At 49.0% G+C, this 20,528-nt stretch carries 24 protein-coding genes and 1 pseudogene; 13 read left to right on the top strand and 12 right to left on the bottom strand.

Annotation, left to right across the window (positions count from 1 at the left end; all coding sequences use genetic code 11):
- Positions 1-152 precede the first annotated feature (152 nt).
- Positions 153-338 (bottom strand): annotated as a pseudogene (locus H6F86_RS00245) (hypothetical protein); the annotation flags it as partial.
- A gap of 134 nt (positions 339-472) precedes the next feature.
- On the opposite strand from H6F86_RS00245, the gene H6F86_RS00250 reads away from it, so the two are divergent.
- The gene (locus tag H6F86_RS00250) at positions 473-733 is read left to right on the top strand and encodes a hypothetical protein (protein ID WP_190446112.1); all 261 of its coding nucleotides are present in this window, start codon (positions 473-475) and stop codon (positions 731-733) included.
- 243 nt (positions 734-976) lie between these two features.
- On the top strand, positions 977-1,105 hold the full coding sequence (locus H6F86_RS32660) for a hypothetical protein (protein WP_277881626.1): 129 nt from the start codon (positions 977-979) through the stop codon (positions 1,103-1,105).
- A 3-nt stretch (positions 1,106-1,108) separates the two neighbouring features.
- Here the strand turns inward: H6F86_RS32660 and H6F86_RS00255 are convergent, their stop codons facing one another.
- On the bottom strand, positions 1,109-1,615 hold the full coding sequence (locus tag H6F86_RS00255) for a hypothetical protein (protein WP_190446113.1): 507 nt from the start codon (positions 1,613-1,615) through the stop codon (positions 1,109-1,111).
- Positions 1,616-2,326: 711 nt separating this feature from the next.
- Between H6F86_RS00255 and H6F86_RS00260 the strand changes: the two genes are divergently transcribed.
- Together H6F86_RS00260 and H6F86_RS00265 are read left to right on the top strand one after the other, a co-directional pair.
- On the top strand, positions 2,327-2,668 hold the full coding sequence (locus tag H6F86_RS00260) for a CU044_2847 family protein (protein WP_190446115.1): 342 nt from the start codon (positions 2,327-2,329) through the stop codon (positions 2,666-2,668).
- A 66-nt stretch (positions 2,669-2,734) separates the two neighbouring features.
- On the top strand, positions 2,735-3,886 hold the full coding sequence (locus H6F86_RS00265; protein WP_190446116.1) for a trypsin-like peptidase domain-containing protein: 1,152 nt from the start codon (positions 2,735-2,737) through the stop codon (positions 3,884-3,886).
- Positions 3,887-4,638: 752 nt separating this feature from the next.
- On the opposite strand, the gene H6F86_RS00270 is transcribed toward H6F86_RS00265, so the two are convergent.
- Positions 4,639-4,779, bottom strand: coding sequence for a hypothetical protein (locus tag H6F86_RS00270; protein ID WP_190446118.1), 141 nt, complete (start codon positions 4,777-4,779; stop codon positions 4,639-4,641).
- Between the two features lie 744 nt (positions 4,780-5,523).
- Here H6F86_RS00270 and H6F86_RS00275 point away from each other — a divergent pair.
- The 3 genes from H6F86_RS00275 (at position 5,524) to H6F86_RS00285 (ending at position 7,354) form a co-directional block, all read left to right on the top strand.
- Positions 5,524-5,781 carry a hypothetical protein gene (locus H6F86_RS00275; protein ID WP_190446120.1) on the top strand — a complete coding sequence of 86 codons (258 nt, stop codon included), beginning with the start codon at positions 5,524-5,526 and terminating at the stop codon, positions 5,779-5,781.
- A 124-nt stretch (positions 5,782-5,905) separates the two neighbouring features.
- Positions 5,906-6,439: a DUF6714 family protein gene (locus tag H6F86_RS00280; RefSeq protein WP_190446122.1), complete on the top strand. Its 534-nt coding sequence runs from the start codon at positions 5,906-5,908 to the stop codon at positions 6,437-6,439.
- A 525-nt stretch (positions 6,440-6,964) separates the two neighbouring features.
- Positions 6,965-7,354, top strand: a complete 390-nt coding sequence (locus H6F86_RS00285) for a hypothetical protein (RefSeq protein ID WP_190446124.1) — start codon at positions 6,965-6,967, stop codon at positions 7,352-7,354.
- A gap of 417 nt (positions 7,355-7,771) precedes the next feature.
- On the opposite strand, the gene H6F86_RS00290 is transcribed toward H6F86_RS00285, so the two are convergent.
- From H6F86_RS00290 to H6F86_RS00320, 7 genes are all read right to left on the bottom strand, one after another.
- Positions 7,772-8,140, bottom strand: a complete 369-nt coding sequence (locus H6F86_RS00290; protein ID WP_347240057.1) for an ATP-binding protein — start codon at positions 8,138-8,140, stop codon at positions 7,772-7,774.
- A 65-nt stretch (positions 8,141-8,205) separates the two neighbouring features.
- Entirely contained in the window at positions 8,206-9,870 is a 1,665-nt protein-coding gene (locus H6F86_RS00295) for an IS1182 family transposase (protein WP_190446126.1), read from the bottom strand.
- A 136-nt stretch (positions 9,871-10,006) separates the two neighbouring features.
- Positions 10,007-10,159 carry a hypothetical protein gene (locus H6F86_RS00300; protein ID WP_190446128.1) on the bottom strand — a complete coding sequence of 51 codons (153 nt, stop codon included), beginning with the start codon at positions 10,157-10,159 and terminating at the stop codon, positions 10,007-10,009.
- Positions 10,159-10,365 carry a hypothetical protein gene (locus H6F86_RS00305; protein ID WP_190446130.1) on the bottom strand — a complete coding sequence of 69 codons (207 nt, stop codon included), beginning with the start codon at positions 10,363-10,365 and terminating at the stop codon, positions 10,159-10,161. The genes H6F86_RS00300 and H6F86_RS00305 overlap by 1 nt, the downstream gene beginning before the upstream one ends.
- Positions 10,366-10,425: 60 nt before the next feature.
- A complete protein-coding gene (locus H6F86_RS00310) occupies positions 10,426-10,608 on the bottom strand; it encodes a PTPA-CTERM sorting domain-containing protein (protein WP_190446132.1) in 183 nt (60 codons plus the stop codon).
- A gap of 307 nt (positions 10,609-10,915) precedes the next feature.
- Complete coding sequence (locus tag H6F86_RS00315; RefSeq protein ID WP_190446134.1) at positions 10,916-11,053, bottom strand: hypothetical protein; 138 nt, start codon at positions 11,051-11,053, stop codon at positions 10,916-10,918.
- 614 nt (positions 11,054-11,667) lie between these two features.
- The gene (locus tag H6F86_RS00320) at positions 11,668-12,486 is read right to left on the bottom strand and encodes an SGNH/GDSL hydrolase family protein (protein ID WP_242033294.1); all 819 of its coding nucleotides are present in this window, start codon (positions 12,484-12,486) and stop codon (positions 11,668-11,670) included.
- Positions 12,487-13,144: 658 nt separating this feature from the next.
- Here H6F86_RS00320 and H6F86_RS00325 point away from each other — a divergent pair.
- Positions 13,145-13,342, top strand: a complete 198-nt coding sequence (locus H6F86_RS00325) for a hypothetical protein (RefSeq protein ID WP_190446139.1) — start codon at positions 13,145-13,147, stop codon at positions 13,340-13,342.
- Here the strand turns inward: H6F86_RS00325 and H6F86_RS00330 are convergent.
- Positions 13,339-13,527: a hypothetical protein gene (locus H6F86_RS00330; protein WP_190446141.1), complete on the bottom strand. Its 189-nt coding sequence runs from the start codon at positions 13,525-13,527 to the stop codon at positions 13,339-13,341. The genes H6F86_RS00325 and H6F86_RS00330 overlap by 4 nt on opposite strands.
- Before the next feature lie 51 nt (positions 13,528-13,578).
- The gene (locus tag H6F86_RS00335; RefSeq protein ID WP_190446143.1) at positions 13,579-15,291 is read right to left on the bottom strand and encodes a methyltransferase domain-containing protein; all 1,713 of its coding nucleotides are present in this window, start codon (positions 15,289-15,291) and stop codon (positions 13,579-13,581) included.
- A gap of 320 nt (positions 15,292-15,611) precedes the next feature.
- Between H6F86_RS00335 and H6F86_RS00340 the strand changes: the two genes are divergently transcribed.
- The 5 genes from H6F86_RS00340 to H6F86_RS00360 all read left to right on the top strand — a co-directional run bounded on the left by H6F86_RS00340 (position 15,612) and on the right by H6F86_RS00360 (position 20,010).
- Positions 15,612-16,562: a phage Gp37/Gp68 family protein gene (locus H6F86_RS00340; protein ID WP_190446144.1), complete on the top strand. Its 951-nt coding sequence runs from the start codon at positions 15,612-15,614 to the stop codon at positions 16,560-16,562.
- Positions 16,563-16,934, top strand: coding sequence for a hypothetical protein (locus H6F86_RS00345; protein ID WP_190446145.1), 372 nt, complete (start codon positions 16,563-16,565; stop codon positions 16,932-16,934).
- A gap of 282 nt (positions 16,935-17,216) precedes the next feature.
- Complete coding sequence (locus H6F86_RS00350; RefSeq protein WP_190446146.1) at positions 17,217-17,978, top strand: ParA family protein; 762 nt, start codon at positions 17,217-17,219, stop codon at positions 17,976-17,978.
- Positions 17,968-18,906, top strand: a complete 939-nt coding sequence (locus H6F86_RS00355; RefSeq protein WP_190446147.1) for a ParB/RepB/Spo0J family partition protein — start codon at positions 17,968-17,970, stop codon at positions 18,904-18,906. Before H6F86_RS00350 ends, H6F86_RS00355 begins: the two co-directional genes overlap by 11 nt.
- 36 nt (positions 18,907-18,942) lie before the next feature.
- Complete coding sequence (locus H6F86_RS00360; protein WP_190446148.1) at positions 18,943-20,010, top strand: PDDEXK nuclease domain-containing protein; 1,068 nt, start codon at positions 18,943-18,945, stop codon at positions 20,008-20,010.
- Positions 20,011-20,528: the final 518 nt, after the last annotated feature.

Here is a 20,528-nt window from a genome sequence, read left to right on the forward strand (position 1 = left end):
CTAGCGGTTTTGATCCGATTCCAGCGGCGGTACGGCATACTTTCTTGAAGGAAGGTTTGAGCGGAATGGGCTCAGGGAAACGTGTTTTGCTGTTGGCGGTTAAACTGAATGGCCTCGGTAAGGGGTCACCCCTGCAATCAAGCGCCAGAGCGTTAGCCTTGGGTGCGCCAAGCGACTGCACTGGCTTCAATTTTGCGCTGTTGCCGCAGCCGGTCTCGGTTCTGCTCGAGCCACTGCCGCCGCAGTCGCCACTGGCGAAGCAAGGCTGCGTGGGTGACATCAACCATTGCCAGGCTCGCCGACGCCTCACCTTGGCTCACGACTTCGCTGGTCACTAAAAGCCGCTTTTGAGGGTTGGCTCAGCGATCGATCACCGGCTGCACGCGCACTGCTGGAGGCTTCGGTGCTGACACTCAAGCAGCCTGAAAGACTTGCCGCCGGGTAGCCTCGGTGCCTTCACCTCACTGGGTTAATGGCAGGCAAAGATGTTGCACCGTCTCCTGCTCGGCGGCAGGGCAACGGTCAGCTGCGGCTGGCAGGCGTCGCCTGGAGCCGCAAGCTAGTGCCAAAGGGCGGCGTACTGGTCCAGCGCTCAGCAGCGCGATCAACTGGCGGTGTCTCAGGTAGAAAGCACCCGCTGGCTCTGACTCGGTTGGCTCTGTCTCTGTTGGTTCTAGGGTGCCCATCGCTCAGCGTGGCTAACGCTCAACTAGCGTTGCCGCTGCTGGACTAGCCGCCTACTGGCACAAGCGCTCAAAACCTTACAGAGAGCAGTTTTACTTTTTCACCCCCTTGCCCCGTTGTGGCGTGAGCCACTCACCAACCAAACTAGCACTCTGTTGACTGAGCGCTGAAAGCCTTGCCGAACAGCGCCTTCGCACCCTTATGATCAACTGTCGCACTCGCTCGGCTCCACCCCACAGCAGGCTGTGCGAAGACAGTAGCTGGTTTTCATGGACAGTGCCACTAGGGGTAAGTGCCTGGAAAAACGGTGGTCACTCCAGTGGTAGTCGGCATACTTGACCGGCAGCGTCAGGGTGTAGCCCTAGCGCTGCTGTTTGTCCAGGCGGGTCGCCACTGCCCCAGCCAGTCTTGGCACTGCTAACGCTCAACCGGCAGTGGGAACCGGTCGTGGACTGACTGGTCTAGTGGCTGGGGCCGCAGGTTGTTGCCTGGGCAGAGCCGGAGCATTGAGCTGGCGAGAACGGTTGAGTAGGTTGGTGCAAAAGTCCTGCACATTTTCAGCTTTTTTGTAGAACAGGATGAGAGGGGCACCAGGCGTATGCACGACCATCCAGTTCTGCTTGAGCACGAAGAAGAGCACAAGAAACACGAGGCCAAGCCCCCAAAACAGCAGAGTGGAAAAACCAAGCCCGAGTAGCCACCAGAGCCGTCCTTCTACCACTTCAACCGAGTCAATGCTCTGGATCCGAGTCTGCGTTTCCTTCTTTTCTAAGCCGTAGGCGGTTTTCGTGCTGGTATGGAGCGTATCACCGACGATTCTCATCGTTGCTTTGCCACCCGCTGGCATCATAAGACTGCCCCACACTTGGCCCGGTCGACCGTGAATTTCGAGCCTTGCTTGACCAGGACGACTGAGTTGGCTATTGGCCATGATTACATTCCTTGGGTAGATGTCTGGGAGCGATGCTTAACGGACTGAGACGCATCCTGCTCCTAGACTGCCTCTGTTTGCTTCAGAAGTAACAACGGTCGTACAGGTCAGCTCAACGTTTGGTGACCCGCGGTCTCAGCCCAAGGTCAGTGACCAGCGTTGGCTCAGTGAGGCTCGTCCACGGACTAGCGGCGCACGCTAAAGCAATGAGTCCTGGCCCAGTGAGCAGCAACCTGATCCACTGATGGTGCAGCGGGCAAAAAAGCACCCGATCACTCTGCCCGGTTTAGAGGTGTAGTTGTTGGTTCTAAGGTGCCGCTTGCTCAGCAGGGCTAACGCTCAACTAGCGCTTTCTCTGCTCAACTAGCCGCCAACTGGCACAAGTGCTCAAACCCTTAGGCCGTCGACTTTTCTCCTTTCCCCCTCCTTGCACCGTTGCTCCGAATGCAACTAGCCAAGGAGATCGCTCTATTTAACTTTCAAACGGTATTCGTGTGAATGTAAATGCTTGGATGATGTTGGAGGGGAGATCGATCAACCTACTTTTTAAAGAGCAACTAATACGCTTGTGACCGAAGTCATCAGACTTAGTGATCTTGCTCACGTTCAGTCGTAATACCAGGGAAAACCTCTTATAATTCTAATTGAAAGGAAAAATAAAGATAAGTAATAGATCACCCAAGTGAGATAGCTACATAGAGCATTAAACGCATGGCTAGTCGATTAATTAAGCTAGAAGACGGAACGCTCATTGAGGTCGAAGTCGGCTCCAGTGATGTCAGAGACATTTCTGGTAACGCAGCTCAAAAAGTAAAGGCTACTTTTGATTCAATCAAGCCCACCTTAATTGGAGCATGCCGACCTGTCATTGAAACTTGGCAAGAATTGAATAAAGATGTTGAAATCGATCAAACTGAAGTCGAAATCGGTCTTAGTTTTTCTATTGAGGGAAATGTCTACCTTGCCAAATCAAAAGCAGATGCTAATTTAAAGATAAAGTTAATCTTAAGACCTAAAAGTGTGACGAATGAAATACTCATTCCACAAGCGTAGAGCAAACACTAATCTAAGGAGAAAATTAACAACCTTAGGGCTCATGCATACCAAGGAGTATCCACTGTGAGTTCAGAGGAGCTAGAAAAGGTAGTTTTTCCTATTACAAGTAAAGATAAAGACCGTAGTCCCACAGATTATGGAACTGGCTTCGTTATACATAAAAATAAACATAAGCGTGAAACATACCTGATGACTTGCGATCACGTCATTGATATTGTGGGTGGAGTTGATCAGGTTAGAGTCTTTCCATATCCGTACGATGTTGAGGTCGTTGCCCGTGGTCAGTCAAAGGGCTGTGATTTAGCGATTATAAAAGTTGGGCGCCTTTTGAAAGGAGCTTCAATTTGTCCGATTGGAGTTAATTATCGAACCATACATCGGCAAAAGTTATCTTTAGTAATTGACGGCTATCAGGTAGAAAGAAAAGAAGATGGTACCTCCAGCTATGGAACTCACCATCTCTCCGGAACTTTAGGTAACCTTGGCTTTGAGACAACAGAGCAAGGACAAACCCGACGCTGGAGCTTAATTGTGGATCAGAAGAGTGAGAGTGCTTTAAGGGGTGGTTTTAGTGGCTCTCCTGTCTTAGTTTCTACATCAGTAAATACAAAATCAAAAAAAGTTATTGGTATTGCTTATAAAGCGGGGTTAAACGGAGAATCCGGATTTGCAATCGACATTGCGTCTAGCAGAAAAATTTGTGATGCTTCTATTGTGCGTGAACTTGCTCCATTCTGGTCTCATCTAAGTCAATCTTCAGGTAAAATTTTTGCCCCTATTTTGAAGAGGTTAATCCAATATGCAGGTCATCAAATTGAGAGACAGAGGCTCCAAAGACAAGCAGAATATCCGGAGCTGGGAATAGCTTTCGAATGGTTGTCAGATCAAGACATATTAGCAGCTGCTGCTGTGAGCCATGTTTTGAGTAGCTTTCCAGAATTGAGTAGTGATGGATTGGAGGACTTTAAGCGAGATGATTTTCAATGGGAGATTGAGAAATACATCGAATTAGTATACGTCGCTCTCATTGATGATTGTACGGAAATCATAAAAAATTTACGGATACCTCCTTCACAAAAAAGCTATCCTGAATCCTATGAAGAAGCATTATGCTATCTCAAGCAAAACATACCCCTTAACATAGATAGTACTATTGCAAGTAAAATTAGAATTTACTTTGATTACTTAATACAATCGATCCAGATTTATATGTAATTTATGTAATTGGGCTGAAGCATGTTTAACGGTTAAGGGAGTAGATAAACCATCCTAGCTCCTGAACGCTAGGTTCATTTTATTAAATTAATAATAAAATGAACCTAGCATTTAACGGGTAAAGTGAGGTAGTGCTAGCGTAATGCACTGAAGCAAATGTTGATGGTAGTTATGGCGATGCCGTAACAATTCTGACGTTTGCAGAAGCAAGTATTGTTGAGCTAATGAATAGCGACTATATTGAAAGTTAGGATTTTCCTAGGAAAATCCTAACTTTCAATATGAACGTAGTTTACGTAAAATCAATACATTACCTACTATTCATCTCGCACTGTTCTTTTCTTGCTTCCCTCAATCAACGCATTTTCATGAGTAGCTAAGTGGGATCTGTTTTTTTAGAAGATACGTAGCGCAAATAGAGTACCCAATAGAAGTAAAGATATCTGCGCTACATCTTACATCTAATTCCACTCATCTACCTACTGACTGGCTTCACCTTGACACTGTCCTTTTGCTTCTCGATTTTACTCAAACGTCTGAGTATACGTTCTAATAACTGTTTGAGACGCACCCACCATGAAGCTTTCTTAGATTCAAAGAACATTAACGATACGCTCCTTCACGGACAGGTTTCTATTTACCTACTGCTTAAATAGGAACCGTGCTCCGGAAGAGTTTATCGAAAAGTTTCACAACCTTAAAATCAGTCCGTACCGATAAAGTATTAGTGAAATTCCGGACAGTCGAAAACTCTATTCGTTTTTACTATCTTGCTCCTTTTTACTGATTTCCCGTAAAATTTGTTCTGCCTGCTGTTTCTCTGTAATCAGGCTTTGCAGAGATTGACAATGTTGATTGTCTGCCTTTGATCGTGATGGTTGTTTCTCAGACATAAAACCCTCAAAGTAGTACATAAAAACTATAACACTAGTTCTCATGTACTTGTTTGCCATCGTCATTGTTTTAGCAGGGATGGCATAAGCTGTCACTTTTTGGGTAGTGATATTTAGGTGCTGATAGCTATAAGTTTTTCCAGATAAAGCTTCCAGGGCTTAAACCTAACTTTGCAGGCCTGAAGTATCTCGACTTTTTTCACGTCTTTGCAGGAATGTATTCAAGAGCGCAACGAGAGCATCAGCACTGCAGCTTGTGTCTGGAGTAGATATTGGGGTTTGAGTATCATCCGAACAGAAAGTACCGTTAAGCGGCTCAATCATGTGTACCAGTTGAACCCTCTGGAACTGAGCAGCCTCAAATCCCTGCTATGCCGTTCCTCATGGCTGTACCCAATAACCTAGAGTCTCATTGGTACGTCTCAATGAGACTGAGGAGTGCTTTTTGAAACGATGACTCAGTCGGCGTTTCAGCCTTGGCGGTACTTTCTGTTCCGGTGATACTCAACCCCCGGCTGCTGCCAATTCACGTTTTTCATGATGGGAAAAGTCTTCCTGTTTATGATCGAGAAACTGGCGCACTCATGGCGAACTAGGTTCTTCATCAGTGCCAGTATTGCTGCTCGCATTAGGTAGATTGACTATGGAAAACAAGCTGATGCGGTTGGTTTTAACGAGAAAAGTAAGAAGTTTGAGCTAAGAGCAGTTGGAAGGGGACATTTCTTCAACCCTTTAGCTCCGTACATGATTCTGTGGGAGGGGATTAGATCGATTGTTGATCGTCTGAACGCACCAGGAAAGCTTTCTCAAGCTGACGCTGAGAAGATAAGAAAAATGATTGAAGCAGGACGCAATCAAAGAGTCGATGAAAGGGAAATGGAAAGGAGCCGCAACGTTGCTATGGGCTTTAGTGTAAACAACGTAGAGGGTGCTGCTGTAACAGTAGGAAGTAAGGGGCAAACCAAGTACGTTATGAAACGTAAAGCCAAAGATGATGAGTAGTCCATCTCTTTCCCTTGAGTCCATACGGTCTAACAATCCCCTTGCGGCGGCTTGTTAAAAGCTGCTGGTGCCAAGTTGAATTTTCTCTGCAACCGCTGACCCGAACCGTTATCCCACAAAGCCCATGCCCAACTCGGAAGCCGTCAAATTGCAGATCCGCTCGGCGTTCGCGAGCGTCGAGTTCCCGGGCGATTGGTGCCTACGCGGCAGCAACGAAGGTGACGAGCCATTCCGGCTTGAGCAGGAGTTCCAAGGCAAGACCGATTGGCAAGCGCTCGACCCAGCCTTCATTGATCGCGCGCCGGGCGGATATGGGTCTGCCCTCAGCTTCTTCTCAGACGAAGCTTTTCGGTTCTATCTGCCGGCGTACCTGATCGCGGATGTTGACGGCAAGCTGAACACGCACGATCCCGTTTTCTACCTGACGCACGGACTGACGGACAAAGGAAGAGGCAAACGCGTCAACCCGCGCCGTTACGGAGAACGGACGTGGTTCGACGAGCAGAGACACAAGTTCGCAGTGTTTGATCGTGAACAGGTGCGCGCGATCGTGAGCTATTTGGAGCTGAAGCGCAAGACCGACAAGTTTCAACGCGACGCGATTAATCAGGCGATCGCAAATTACTGGTCGGGGCGCGCGGAAGCCAGTGCGGAATAACCACGTACTGCAACGGACCGGGCGGGCGGAACGATCCCTGTGACTGCAACGCGGCCTGGCGCCGAGCCGGCCGTTGCATGCTGGTCGTTAATGCTTAGAAACATTGCCGAAAACAAGCATTTTCGGCAAAGATGCAAGCTGGGACGCAGCTAGGGTAAAAAAGTGCAAGATAGGCTGAAAAGCCTTATCCAGATTGAGTTACAGAGCATCTGTCGAAATGAGGCTCAGTATTGGGACCGCTGCATAACCCGCAACTAACCAACAGCAGAATCGGTCTTTCAGCTTGCGCATCGGAGCCCACAGGAACGACAGCATCGGTGTTGCAGACTATAACTGCACGGTGATTTAGGCCAGTTATAGTCCAGTAAGCTATAGGAGATAAGCAGAAACTTTCCGCCTATCCATCCGATTTAGGATCATAGGCAAAAAGTTTCTGCCTAATATATAGCTGGGCTGCTTTATATGTTGGTGAAGACAATAGCCTAAAAGCTTGAATTTCAAACCTTATTCGGCAATGGAAGCTGGATGAAAGAACACAAAACTTTGGATTTCTACTTTGAGTGGGGCTTATATCCTTTGCGTGATGAAGAACGAAATGCTTTAGAACTTAAGGAGATAAGAGATCTCGGTTTATCTGAGGAGCTTGTACAGAGAATTCATAACCTTGCAGTTTGGAACGATTCCCGGCTCAACCCTATATATCAAATGCTTCCTTGTCTTTGGCAGCAACAGGTATGTGATGCTTTTAACCGTGAGGCTAGTGCTGTTTTTAAGGCTGTAGTTGCTGCACTTCCACACATCAGAGTTAATAGATGTTTCTCGGACATTGAGGAAGACCCAGAGTTATATGAATACTTACTGCATCCAGTACAGTTTTATAAAAGAAAGGGTATTTCAGGGTATGACCAATTATAGATTGGTAGATTGTTGCCCTGAAAATCCTCGTGTCACCTGACAGCTAGCAGCAGCATGATCGGCTTACAGTCCATAAGGCAAAAAAACCGATCGCTCTGACTGGGTTGGTTCCGTCTCTGTTAGTTCTAAGGTGCCCATTGATAAGCAGGGCTAACGAGCAACTAGCGCTTCCTCTGCTAGACTAGCTCAAAACTGGCACAAGCCCTCAAACCCTTACTCAGTCGCCCTTTCTCTTTTCCCCCTCTCTGCACCGTTGCGATCGTTGCAACTAACCAACGAGATCGCTGCTGCCCTTGTTGATCCACACAGCGACAAAACGGTTCACGCCGATCTCATGCTTGATCACTGAGAGCTTGATACCGCAAGCGTTGAATGCCTATTGTGATACCAAATCACACGCATTGCTCTCCCGACCCGCTAAACAAAAGTTTCTGCTACATCGCTATGCAGAGAGAGTGGTGTTGCCATGATGAATGTTGTTTGTTTTTGTCCGCTACTGACTTCGATCGTGCCATTCATATGTTCTACTAGCTTCTTCACCAAAGCCAGCCCTAAGCCTGTTCCACCTTGTTGCCATTGGTCAGTGCCAATCACGCGGTAAAATTTCTTGAAGATATGGGGCAGTTCATGAGAAGGAATTTCTGTCCCAAAGTTTGTGACTTGCCATTGAGGCTTAGTTATAGCAACGGACAAAAAGTGGTCGTTAAGGCTAGAAGGCTCATGAAATAAAGCTTTCAGCGCTCGCTCTAATTGGCTACCGAGCGGCTTGCACTGTCCCGTTTTCACCCCGATACCGTTGGCGAACTTCGATCGAGATCACAAGTGCCTATTTCAAAACCATCTCAACAGACTTAAGCTTCTGCCAAGGCAGCAAAGCGAGAAATACGAGTCTTGGCCCTAGGGGTACCATTGATCCAATTGATGAGTCGATCAATATTCATCGCTGCGGCGATCGCAAGATTTTGGAGATGTGTTTTGGCAAGTCCTCGATAACGAGTTTGGCGTAACCCAAAGGCTCGAACCGCTTGGGAGATCGTGCCTTCGATCCCGGCACGACGTTTGTAGCGTTGCTGCCATGCCTCTGTAGCATGAACTGCTCGCGCCGCTTTAAGGGCTTCATACTCCTCCTGAGGCTTCAGCTTCAGACTACGAACTCCGCCAGGCTTTACTTTGGTACATTGAGAGCGGACTGGACAATTCGCACAATCTTGAGGATAGAACCGAACCTTAATGTAAGAACTTCCGGTATGGTCGACGGATTCGACCCAGGACGTGGAGCGTTTGCCTTGTGGACAGATCGCTTGTTGGTGTTGCCAATCCACCTGAAATTGACTTAAAGCAAAAGCGTCATGCTTTCTCGATTGCCAACTGCCATTCGGACGAGCGGGTCCAACTAACGTGATGCCTTGTTTAGGGCTGCTCACCAATAATTGAGCATCGACATAGGCTGAATCCACGAAATGTTCTTGAGGAGCCAATTCTTTGTTGATGAGTGCTTGGTGAATCACTGGTGTACAGTCAATTTCATGGATGGTTGCTGGAGTTGTCACCACATGAGTAATTAGATGGCACTGGTCATCATCACAAGTTTCACTCAGGTGAACCATGTACCCTGTCCAGGCAGTATCGGCTCGACTGCGATAACGTGCTTCTAGATCGTAGGGAGATTCAATCCGCTCTCCGGCTCGTTTTAATTCTTGTTTTGTTTTCCAACGCACTGCTTGTTCACCTGATTGGGTCTCAACCTTACGTTCGTAGTAGCAATCCCAAGTTGCCTTCAAAGCCACAACGGTTGGTAAAGCTTCCCACTTGAGCGACATATCAGCTTGTGCCAAGCAATCTAACAAGTAGTATCCGTCTGCCCCAACTATCTGAGCATACGCTTCCCGTTTCTCAGTCGCTTCAGGCAAACGGCTATCTTCAATGCGTTGTCCATAGCGCTTATACCAAGCTGGTAGTGCAATTTGTTGCACCCAAGCTGGTGCGACTGTTGCCAGCTCATTCAGGGTCGCTCGCAAAGTTTCCGCCATCAGCTCCAGCCGATTTAATGTTCGAATTGATGCCAATACACGGGTAGAATCAGTGCGCTGCTTACCTCGTGCTCGAATCAACCCAACCTTGCGACAGTGTTCCAATAAGCGTTCCAACAACAATTCTGAGGCGTTATGCTCAATCAACCGTTGGCGAAACTCGCTCAGAACACTAAAGTCGAAGCCTGCATCGGTCAATTCAAGTCCAAGCACATACTTCCAATCAATGCGTGACCGCACTGCTTCCGCAGCTTGACGATCTGAAAGGTTCTCCCGGAATTGCATCAGGGTCACGAGTGCAAGTTGCCAGGGTGGAACAGCAGGTTGACCGTTTGTGGCAAACAAGCAGGCAAAATCCGCATCACCAAAAATGGGTCCTAATTCGTCTCTCAGTGTCAGATACGGATTACCTTTTGGAAAGGCAGCTTTAGCAACACGTACCGTTTCGGGGGGAACTGGAAGAATGGGCTCAAATGAGAGGGACATGGCAATTCTCCTCGGAAGCTAAGGGAATTGATTTCAGGATAGCCGATGTGATCTCGGTCGAAGTTCGCCAACAGTATCGAGCCATAAATGGGACAGTCTCAACCACAGAGAACGATTTTGCGCCATTACAAGCTTCTTAGCAGTGCTCGGTCAAACCTCGTAAATGGGACAGTTCACTCAAACTGCTCACTAACGACCAGAATTTTTCCGCTGCTATAACCAAGCCATCAGGTGACGGTTGGTAGTAGCCAGAGTCTAGAGCCGCATCAACAGCGGTAAAATCTTCCATCAGCGATTACACGCTTCACCATACAGAAACTCTTGGTGCCCGTCAGGATGCGCTCTCATACACCAAACGCTATCATGCAGCTTCACCATGACTGGGTGATAGAACCATGCTGCTGCTGTAGCGACAAGTGCCCCTGTAAGGACAGTGGCGATTACTCTGCCAGGTCGAAAGGTTGTTAACTTGAGCTTTGGTGGCGTGGTTTGCATCTTTTTTGCATGAAAAAGCCCGGTGCCAGCGACCGGGCAATGTAAAGTACATCAGGGTATCTATATGGCTATGCTGGCAGGCTTATTGTGCCCAGATGCTGCCACAGCCTTAACTTTCTCTGCTTTACGCGCGTGGAGTGCAGCAACACCTAGACCGATTAACCCAGGTAGTAGAATGCAAATACCTAAATTGAGAGCACCAATTCCAAAAACTAAGTTTGCAGCTGCTTTTCTGAAGTTCATAGCAGAATCTCCTTCGTTGTGTTGAATCCAGAGCGAAGATAGATGCAGGTGATATTTACCTCTGGTATCACTGAAGCTCGATCTTGTGCTGCGAAGCAAGCGTATTCATCGCTTCTTAATTCGTAGAGAGGAATTATGAAGCAGAGAAGACATACAAATACCTTTAAGCTCAAGTCAACCCAGATCGATAGAGGTTGACGAGCGAGAAAATCGCTCCAGTCTTGAACTACCTATCTGCTGCATTATCATCACTATCTGAATCAAAAGATTTATACCCCTGTCATTTCGGCAAGGGTATTGTTTTAGTTTAGGGTGCGTGATCGCGTAACGCCCATGTCACCAGACACAGTAGAGCGATCGCTACCACTATCCAAAACCCTGCTTCATTTGTTGGGTGGTAGTACCCAGAATCAAGAGCGATGTCAGTAGGGCTGAAATCTTCCACGATCAAAATGGTGGTGAGATGGCTTGTTTAAGGGTGCGCATTCATAAGCAAAGTTAACTGGGCGATCGCCATACCCACTCTGGACCAACCTCAAACTGGCACAATTCTTGAAAGCACTACACAGCAGCAGTTTTGCTTTTCCGCCACTTTGCACCGTTGCCAAGTGAGCAACTAGCCAAGGGGATGAGCTAAGAGGTTCAAAGTACTATGAAGGCTGATTTGTAAATTTTAGGTACACCTAGCTTTTGAGGCTCTGGACTACATTTGGACTAAGCGTCTTCAGTGTGACAGTGAAAGAACCAGGTCTTTGTGCCAGTTGAATCAGCCAAGGGCACTGGTTCATACATCAGCAAATCTGATGTACGAACTAGCAGCTGATGGTAAGCAGTGTCTCCAAGCTCGTGGAGGCGAGACAGTAGAGAGCTTTTATTTTTTGAGATGAGTTCTGAGACCCTAGACAGACTGTCCTGCCGTCAGGGGACGATCGCCTCTTCAAGTGTCTCAGTTGGGTTCGTTTAATGAACACGGTCTACCGACCAAGTGACGAGGTTCCAAGGCAGACTGCGATGCAGCAACCGCTGAAAAACCTCTGTGTGTCTGCCAAGGTCTCATAGTTACAACGTGTTGGGAAGAAGGAACTGCCTTTTGAGTGCCGCCACACTGGTGTTTGCCAGAATGCGATGACCGGCTGTTGTGGGGTGAATGCTATCCCAAAACAAAAACTGGTCAGGCTTGCTACAGGGACCGGAGCCGGACAGACAGGCATGCGTTACCTGAGTCAAGCCAAACTTGGCTGGCTCCGTCATGGCTTGCTGATAAAGTAAGTTGGCATCAAAGGTCACTAGCTGGAGCGCCTGATACTGCTGTTGTAAAACCTTGAGTGCTCGCCGCAGACCAGCATTATGAGCCTGAGTCAAAGTACTCAGGGCACTAGCATTTGAGCCGTGCCGCGTTGCAGGCAACTGACCTAAATCAGGTAAATTAGCGACCAAAAGTTTAGTCGCCCCGCTGCGGGCGAGAGACTCAATGGCATTTGTGATGTTTGCGACCGGCAGAGCCGTATCAGTCACGCCTTGCAAATAGTCATTGGCACCAGCCCAAAGAATATATAAGGTATCAGGATGAGAGCTGGTGTGGGTTTGCGTAAAAGTCTGCACCTGCGAGAGTAGACCCGGCACGAGACCACCATCACTGCCGCCAGTCGTTGCTCCACCACAGGCAAAATTATTTACGTGTTTCACAGCAAATTGCTCTGCTAGATACTCGACCCAAACCCGTCCATTGGAGTAGCGTCCTTGAAAATAAGGTGGATGAGAGGGATAGAGACCGCCAGTCGCCCGAAAGACAGTACCTGTATCCGACAAGCTATCCCCGAACACATAAAGTTCAGCGAGCGGGTGTGTTTGTTTCGCTGAAAAGACAACTGCAGTCATAAGCGTCAGAAGAAAAAGAACAATGACAACAGTTAGTTTTTTCATCGCCAAGGAGAGCAAAAATGCAATTTGCCCCTGATAAAACGCCTCCAGCAGGGAATTTTGTTAGCTCAAAATGCTTATAGCACAGTAGCTAGAAAGAGCTAAAACAATGCTGTTACTCAGCTTTTACTTTATTCATTCTAATCAAGCTTGAACAACTAGTTATTTAATGCAAGTGCAGAATAATTTATCTAACTCTTGCTTAGCGCTTAAAGCATGCGGCTTTGACACTCCTTTTCACTAACCCTAGTCCTAAGTCAGCCTCTAACAGCACAGAAGAAACTTTAAAGGCTAACGTTGCTAATTGCTTGGCACTCCTTGCTTCTGTGTCGATCACCGCTTTTTAGTAGTTTCCAGTGTTTTGTTACAGCGTTCAATCTGCCACAGTTAGGAACGCTAAGATCTCGGTCATAGTAGCCATTGCTGAACAACCCGTTAAACCTGAGTTTACGAAGCTGCGTTGCTGCCCGACTCAGCTGGAGAGCAGCTGCAGCGGTTAGCAGCCACTGTTTCTGGAGTCGGACTGCTCCCGCATTGCCAAGAGTCTTTCACTAGTCACAAGCAGTCCGACTTGCGCTAATGTGGATGTGCTTGAGCAGCATGGGCAAGACACAAGATGAGCGACTTTGAACGGCTAGACAATGCTTGGGAACAAGCAGAGCAGTTGCGTCACGCTGCCTTATTACGTCAACTGAAAGCAGAGGTGCGGGAGGTGCGGCGACAAGCCCGCGGAGCTGCTGTCCCGTCGCCACCTGTTCCCAAAGAGCAACCAGCCCAGCCTGATCCTGGTCTGGTCAAGCAAGTGCGCTCTTAAAAGCCCTTGCAGGACTGAACCTTGCTGAGCCTGAGCGCGATCTCGGTTCCATCACTCAAGCTGGAGCCGCCTGCTGCCCCACTGACACTTTTCATCCGTGTGCTAGCTTCACCCCGACCATGGCAGGCGCTTTGTCGTTGGTTTGTTGCCAGAACAATCCAGGCACAGGCTTTCACATCAGACAACGCTGGGTGGTGCTCTCATGCGAGGCGTGCGCGCTTACGAGGCAGGCAGTGCTAATCTCGCCATTCTGGCACTTGCTGATCATGCTTCAGTCTTACCTGTTGCAGCAGGATGGCGGTAAAGCAATCGTCCAGACTGGGCGCATCCGCCATCGACAACAATCCCGGCAAGCTAGCACAGGCTTCCTGTGTAAACCGTACAGGCAGTAAGGGGTTGAGCGCCTGGAGATACGCTGCCTGCCACCAGCCTTGCACCCGGTTTTGAGCGGACTGCAACCTGGCAGCACTGGGAAGGCGATCACGCTTCTGGCGTTGATTCACTGTCCGGTCAGACGGCAGTAAGTTCCACAGATCATCACACGCCCAGGCGGACCAGGGAAAGCAATGGTCAATATCTAAAGAGCGCTCGGTTAGACGTTTGCCACTCCAGACACAGAACAGGTCTTGTGAGCCTAGCAAAGTGAGGGCACGTTGCCGTGCTGTAGTGACATCGCGGCTGGGGTCGGACCAGGTCATCGCCAAAGCGATGTCTGCTTCAGGCAGCGTGCGTCCTTGTCCACTGGCATAGCTTTTCATCAGTCGGAGCCACTCAGCCAGCAACGCGGGTTCAATCCAAGCCTCAAAGCGCACTAGGGCTAACCAGATGTGTTGCGGGATGAGCAATTGCCCGAAACTCGCAAGATAGGCTGGCTCAAGCAGGAGCTCTGTCGGTGTGGGTAAACGGGCGGTGCGCGTGGCGCTCAAGATCTGGCTGCCACTAGAGTCAGTCATGTAAGAGACAGGCATTGTTGTGATGGTCTTCACAGCTTCCTTCAACGCCTGATGTAGGGCTTGAGCCGTCGCCCCTGTAAAGCGCACACCGATTCGCAAGTCAAGGTGAGAGACACCACTGAGCGCCCGAAAGCCTGGTCCCACGAATCCTAAGCCCTGGATACCCCGGTTCGTGGGGCTTTGCGGTAGGTCTGCCTCCAAGAGCGGCTTAAACAAACGCAACCAGTAAAGGGCAACCAAACCCAGTGGGACGCTGATGGAGGCATCATCTTGGTACTGCGCGGTGCCAGCCGTGCTGTCTGCGATCCGGCACAGCACTCGCAGCAGCGCCAACTTATAGGTAGACGACTTGGAGCCATGCAAAATGACATGTCGCAGCAGGGGCAAAGCACCCGTGCCATCATCGGGTAACGTGAGCGCCATCTGCGTCCAGGAAACCTCATCGCGATTGAGTCGATCGCGGTCTACTACTTTGCGCACAACGGTGGCACCATGATCCCGTGCCAGGCGTTCGATTGCTTCCCATGACACCGGATAAAGCTCACGGTCGTCGTCTGCGGCTCCATGTCGTAATGTGATTGCCAGCAGCCCACCCGGTTTCAGCAGGGCGATCACTTTACGGAAAGCTCGGGTGCGTTCTGCAAGAGGAATGTGCATCCAGACGGCACTTAAGAGAATGCAGTCGAACGCTATGCCCAAGCGCTGTACGTGTTGGAGTGATGGGAGGCGATCGTCCAACCAGCGGATGTTGGCATCAGGATGGAGCCGTTGTCCTTCGTGCCGCATCGCCGCCGCTGGTTCCACCGCTACCACCGTATGCCCTTGGGCGGCTAACCAGGCGGCATCCCGACCGCTACCAGCTCCAATGTCCAACACCAGACTGGGGCGATCCGGGAGCAGCCCCAGTAGCCAACGATGAACATCTTCCGCTCGCAGGCTCTCATAAGCAGGAATGACGGTCGCTGCATTTTGCTCATACCACTGAACTGCCTTCACCTTTGGATGACCTCAATCAACTGGCTGCATAAACGGTTGTGATCCGGTGAAGGCACATTGGCTGAAGCTCTTTCCTCACCTCAGCACTGGCGGTGAGTGAGACAGGAAACACAAGTCGTGTTTGAGGGTAGCATCTGTTCCTTGCCATAGAAAAGCCCCTAGGCGTCTGTCCGTGTTTCGACTCCAGGGGCTTTTCAGTTCTAGGCAACTCCTCACATCCATGACCATAGCGCTCTTCCCTTTTCCTGTCTACTGCACCAAAGTGTTGTTATACCGGAGGAAGCATCCGCATCGATCTGCCCAAAGTTGGCAGGACAGGCATGGCAACTAACAGCAAAATTGAGTGGACAACCCATACCTTCAATCCCTGGATTGGCTGCACCGAGGTTTCACCTGGCTGCGCTCACTGTTATGCCAGAGACATGATGGAGCGTCGGTATCATCGCGTGCAGTGGGGTATGGGTCAGCCTCGCAGTCGCACAACAGCAGACTATTGGAAACAGCCAGCGCGTTGGCAGCGGCAGGCACAGGCGAACGGTCAGCGCGAGCGTGTGTTTTGTGCGTCGTTAGCAGATTGGCTCGACGACGAGGTGCCAATTGACTGGCTAGCAGACTTGCTCACGCTGGTTGCTGCCACACCACACCTCGATTGGCTGCTACTGACAAAGCGCATCGAGCACTGGAGCGATCGCTTGCAGTCTGTTAGCCGCTTGACTCACGACGGTGCCGCCATTGCAAGTACCTGGTTAGAGGGCAACGCTCCAGTGAATGTGTGGCTCGGTACTACGGTAGAGGGGCAGCAGCAGGCACACGATCGCATTCCGATGCTGCTCGAAATTCCAACAACTCTACGCTTTCTGAGCTGTGAGCCACTGCTAGAGGCAATCAACATCCTGCAATACCTCCCCACTGTTACTGATGCGAAAGGTACGTGTGGTTTAGAGCCAAACCGTTTGCATTGGATTATCTGCGGTGGTGAATCAGGCAAGGAGGCGCGCACCTTTGATTTACAATGGGCGCGGTCTCTACGGGAACAGTGTCAAGCTGCTGGTATGGCGTTCTTTTTCAAGCAGACGGGTGCTTACGCGATCGACTCCAGCCAATTACACCCAGTGCAGCGATCGCTGCAAGATCCCAAGGGTGGCAACATTACAGCACTGCCAGAGGCACTTCAAGTGCGTGAAATGCCGCTGCCGCTGCTTCAGTCTGCACCAGTAGGGCATAGCAGAAACCAAAAGTATGTGCCCTTACTGATCAAGGAAGTGCTTTAGATGGTGGCTTACAACTTCAAACAGCAGTTTGTGCCGTTAATTGAGATGGGTGCGAAACAGCAAACGATCCGGTCGCCACGTAAGCGGCATACCCAGCCTGGTGAAGCCATGCAGCTCTATACCGGGATGCGAACCAAGGCTTGCCGGAAGCTAATTACCCCCGATCCCCTCTGTATCAGTGTAGAGCCGTTACTGTTGCATGACGCCTTGGGCATCAAGCTCAACGATCATTGGCTGACCAGAGACGCACTGACGCGGCTTGCCCTTGCAGATGGCTTTGCTGCTTGGGACGAATGTTTGCGCTTTTTCAGCACTGTGCATGGGTTACCTTTTGAAGGGGTGTTGATCAAATGGGCAGCAAATAGGTGGTAAGTAGCCAGAATATAGCTTGGCGATCGCCCTGAACCACACGATCTTCATCATTAAGGCTGCACCCATTCTCTGCCTAGTTTGTACCTGCTTTGCCTCCTTTTAGCAGCAGTGGTGGCAAGCGCTTTAGTACTGTACTCAAACTCTTGTTCACCACTGGCAACCTCTACTCAGGTTTAGATGCCTTGGCATTTGGTTCCTCGTTCACTTGGGCATAGCAGGAACTAAACGTGCTCGCAAATCTTTATTACGGTATGCTGCTGAAGGCAATTGGCATTGGAAAAAATGGGAAAAGTCATTGCACTGTTTAATCAAGCTGGGGGAGTTGGTAAGTCAACTTTGGCAATGAATCTGGGCTATAGCTTAGCGCAGAGGAAGCAACGAGTACTGTTAGTCGATATGGACCCTCAGTCTTCTCTCACCACATTCATGGGGCTGGAGCCAGGAACATTAGAACGAACGATCTACAATGCGATCGTACTGGAAGAAGCGTTACCGATCCATCAGAAGCTTCATGGTATGGATCTAGTGCCTGCGCAGTTGAAGCTTTCTGATGCAGAGCAAGAATTAGTGACTGCCTATATGCGTGATATTCGGCTTAAAGATGCTTTAGAGCCAGTCCGGGAGCAATACGATTTCATCTTGATCGATTGCCCGCCTAGCTTAGGCATGTTGAGCTATATTTCTTTAGTCGCTACAGATTATCTGCTCATTCCGATTCAGACGCAGTTCAAAGCCTTTCAGGGTACAGATATGCTTTTACAGACTTTGCAAAAGGTAAAAGCGAAGCCGAACCGTAATCTAAAAATAGCGGGGTTTGTGCCCACAATGTACGATAGCCGCAACTCTCATGATGAGCTCACCTTGAAAGCAATTCAGGAGCAGCTTGCCCCCATCGGCAAAATTTTCCCAATGATTCCTAAGTCAACTGTCTTTGCAGATGCTTCAATGGATCGAACCCCATTAGCTGTTTATAGCCCCAAGCATCCCGCTAAGAAGGTGCTTGACGGAATTGCAAAAGAGATGGAGAAGCTAAATGACCTCTAAACGTGAGCGTGTTTTTGGCGGTAAGATCACGGCTCCGGTGACATTGTTTGGAGAGGTTGCTACTGCATCTGCCCCTCCTAATACAGTAGCGATTGACCATATCCAACTACCAGCCCAGCAACCACGTCGATATTTTGATCCGCAAAAGATGGAGCAACTCGTGCTCTCAGTCAAAGAGCATGGAATTCTAGAGCCGCTACTAGTACGGACTCTTAAAAAGCTAGATACTTATGAATTGGTTGCAGGAGAACGGCGTTATCGCGCTGCTAAAGCAGCAGGTTTGACGGATATTCCTGTCGTGATTCGTGAGATGACAGACGAGCAAGCGACACAACTTGCCTTGATTGAAAACCTTCAGCGAGAAGATCTCAATCCGGTCGAAGAAACAGAAGGGGTCTTACAACTCTTAGCACTCAAGCTAAAGATGCCTGTCAGTGAAGTTCCTAAGCTGCTTTATCGAATGCAGCATGAGGCAAAAGGGAAGGTTGCCCATAACGTTATGGGCAGTTCAGAAAATGAGGCAGTACAAGCAGTCTTCGCTGCTCTAGCAACAATGTCATGGGAATCGTTCGTAAATAATCGGCTACCTCTACTTAATCTTCCTAATGATGTCTTAGAAGCTTTACAACAGGGAAAGATTGCCTACACCAAGGCTCAGGTGATCGCTCGTATAAAAGATGAACAGCAGCGGGATGAGTTACTCAAGCAAGCAATCACCCAAAATCTTTCTTTGAACGAGATCAAAGTACGGGTTAAAGAAGCGAAGCCAGATGCCGAAGCTGAAACAACACCAGCGCAATTGTTAGTGGGTCGTATGACAGAAATCACCAAGCGGTTGAAGCGAAGCAAAGCTTGGAATGAGCGTAAAAAGCATGAGCGGATTACCAAGTTGTTGGATGAGCTAGAGCGCTTGACAGAGGAGGCTTAATCGGTCATATCAACTGCCGTTAAACATAACTTGACTATGCCGAAGCAAACCTCTCTTTTTCCTAATGATTATGATGACTTCTTCCGAAACCTGAAAGAGCGCATTCGTTCTGCTCAAGTAAAGGCGGCTCTAGCAGTCAACCAAGAGTTAGTGTTGCTCTATTGGCAAATCGGACGAGACATTCTGCAACGCCAGCAGGATGAAGGCTGGGGTACCAAGGTTGTTGATCGTTTAGCTCAGGATCTAAAGATGGAATTTCCTGAGATGACAGGGTTTTCTCCCCGAAACCTCAAGTATATGAGGGCTTTTGCCGAAGCCTATCCTGACGAAGCACTTGTGCACCAAGCTGGTGCACAAATTCCGTGGAAGCATAACTGCGCTATTCTCGACAAGCTCAAAGACCCAGAGCAGCGAGTCTGGTATATCCAAAAGACGATCGAGAATGGGTGGAGCCGCAATGTACTGATGCACCAGATCGATACCGAGCTGTATAGCCGCCAGGGAGGCGCACTAACGAATTTTCAGGCAGTACTTCCGGCTCCTCAGTCTGACCTTGCCCAAAGCTTACTCAAGTCAGAATACAACCTGGAGTTTCTCAATTTACGTGAAAAAGCCCTTGAACGTGACTTAGAACGTGCCTTGTTGGAACACATGCAGAAGTTTCTGCTAGAACTGGGTGTCGGCTTTGCGTTTGTGGGCAGTCAGTATCGGCTTGATGTTGAAGGAGATGAGTTTTTTGTTGATCTACTCTTTTACCACCTTGCCTTGAGTTGTTTTGTGGTGATCGAGTTAAAAACGACTGACTTCAAACCTGAGTATTCAGGGCAGATCAATTTCTATGTCAATGTCATTGATGATAAGTTGCGCCGCCCAACTGATAATCCGACGATCGGGATCGTCCTTTGCCGCTCTAAGAAAAAGGCGGTTGTTGAGTACGCGTTACGGGGTATGAGCCAGCCGATTAGCGTCTCTACTTATCGCACCACGGCGGCACTACCAGACGAGTTCAAGGCGAAGCTGCCTTCGATTGAGGACTTACAACATGAGATTGAAGCGGTGGCGGCTGTGGTCGAGGAGTTCGAGCAAGATGCAGACCTAGGCTAACCAGCCTTTAGAGTTGCCATGATGCTATTCAGACTATGCATCAACAAATATAAATCACGGGGACGGTCGGCCAGAATTTTCTTGATACGGCTGATCGCCTTTTTACCGCGAATCGGTTCCACCTTGCATCGTTGAACCAGCAGCAGGATGGTTGGGATTCTGACCCTTAGGAAACGGCATCGCGCTCGCCCTTCAGATTGATTAACTTTTCTGCATTTTAGCCTAAATACTTAGTTAGTAGGTCACTGCCTAGCTTGGGCACGTCTCAACTGCACAATACTCAAACCCAAACGTAGTAGCCTTTCCAGCCCCTCTACCTACTCATTAACTTCTCTGCAATAGTTAATGGGTTAGTAGAAGGAGGATCGGAAACTCACACCCTAGAGTTCGCTGCACTGCATGTTAAAAAACAACCGTTTTTTATACCTTTGTAGGGAACCGCAGCCATTTCCCTAAGCATTGCTTTGGGTTAAGGGCGATTGCAGTAACCTTCAGCTAAATTTCCCACCTTCTCGACC

It is taken from the genome of Phormidium sp. FACHB-592, from assembly GCF_014695795.1.
Taxonomy (GTDB): Bacteria; Cyanobacteriota; Cyanobacteriia; order Leptolyngbyales; family Leptolyngbyaceae; genus Stenomitos.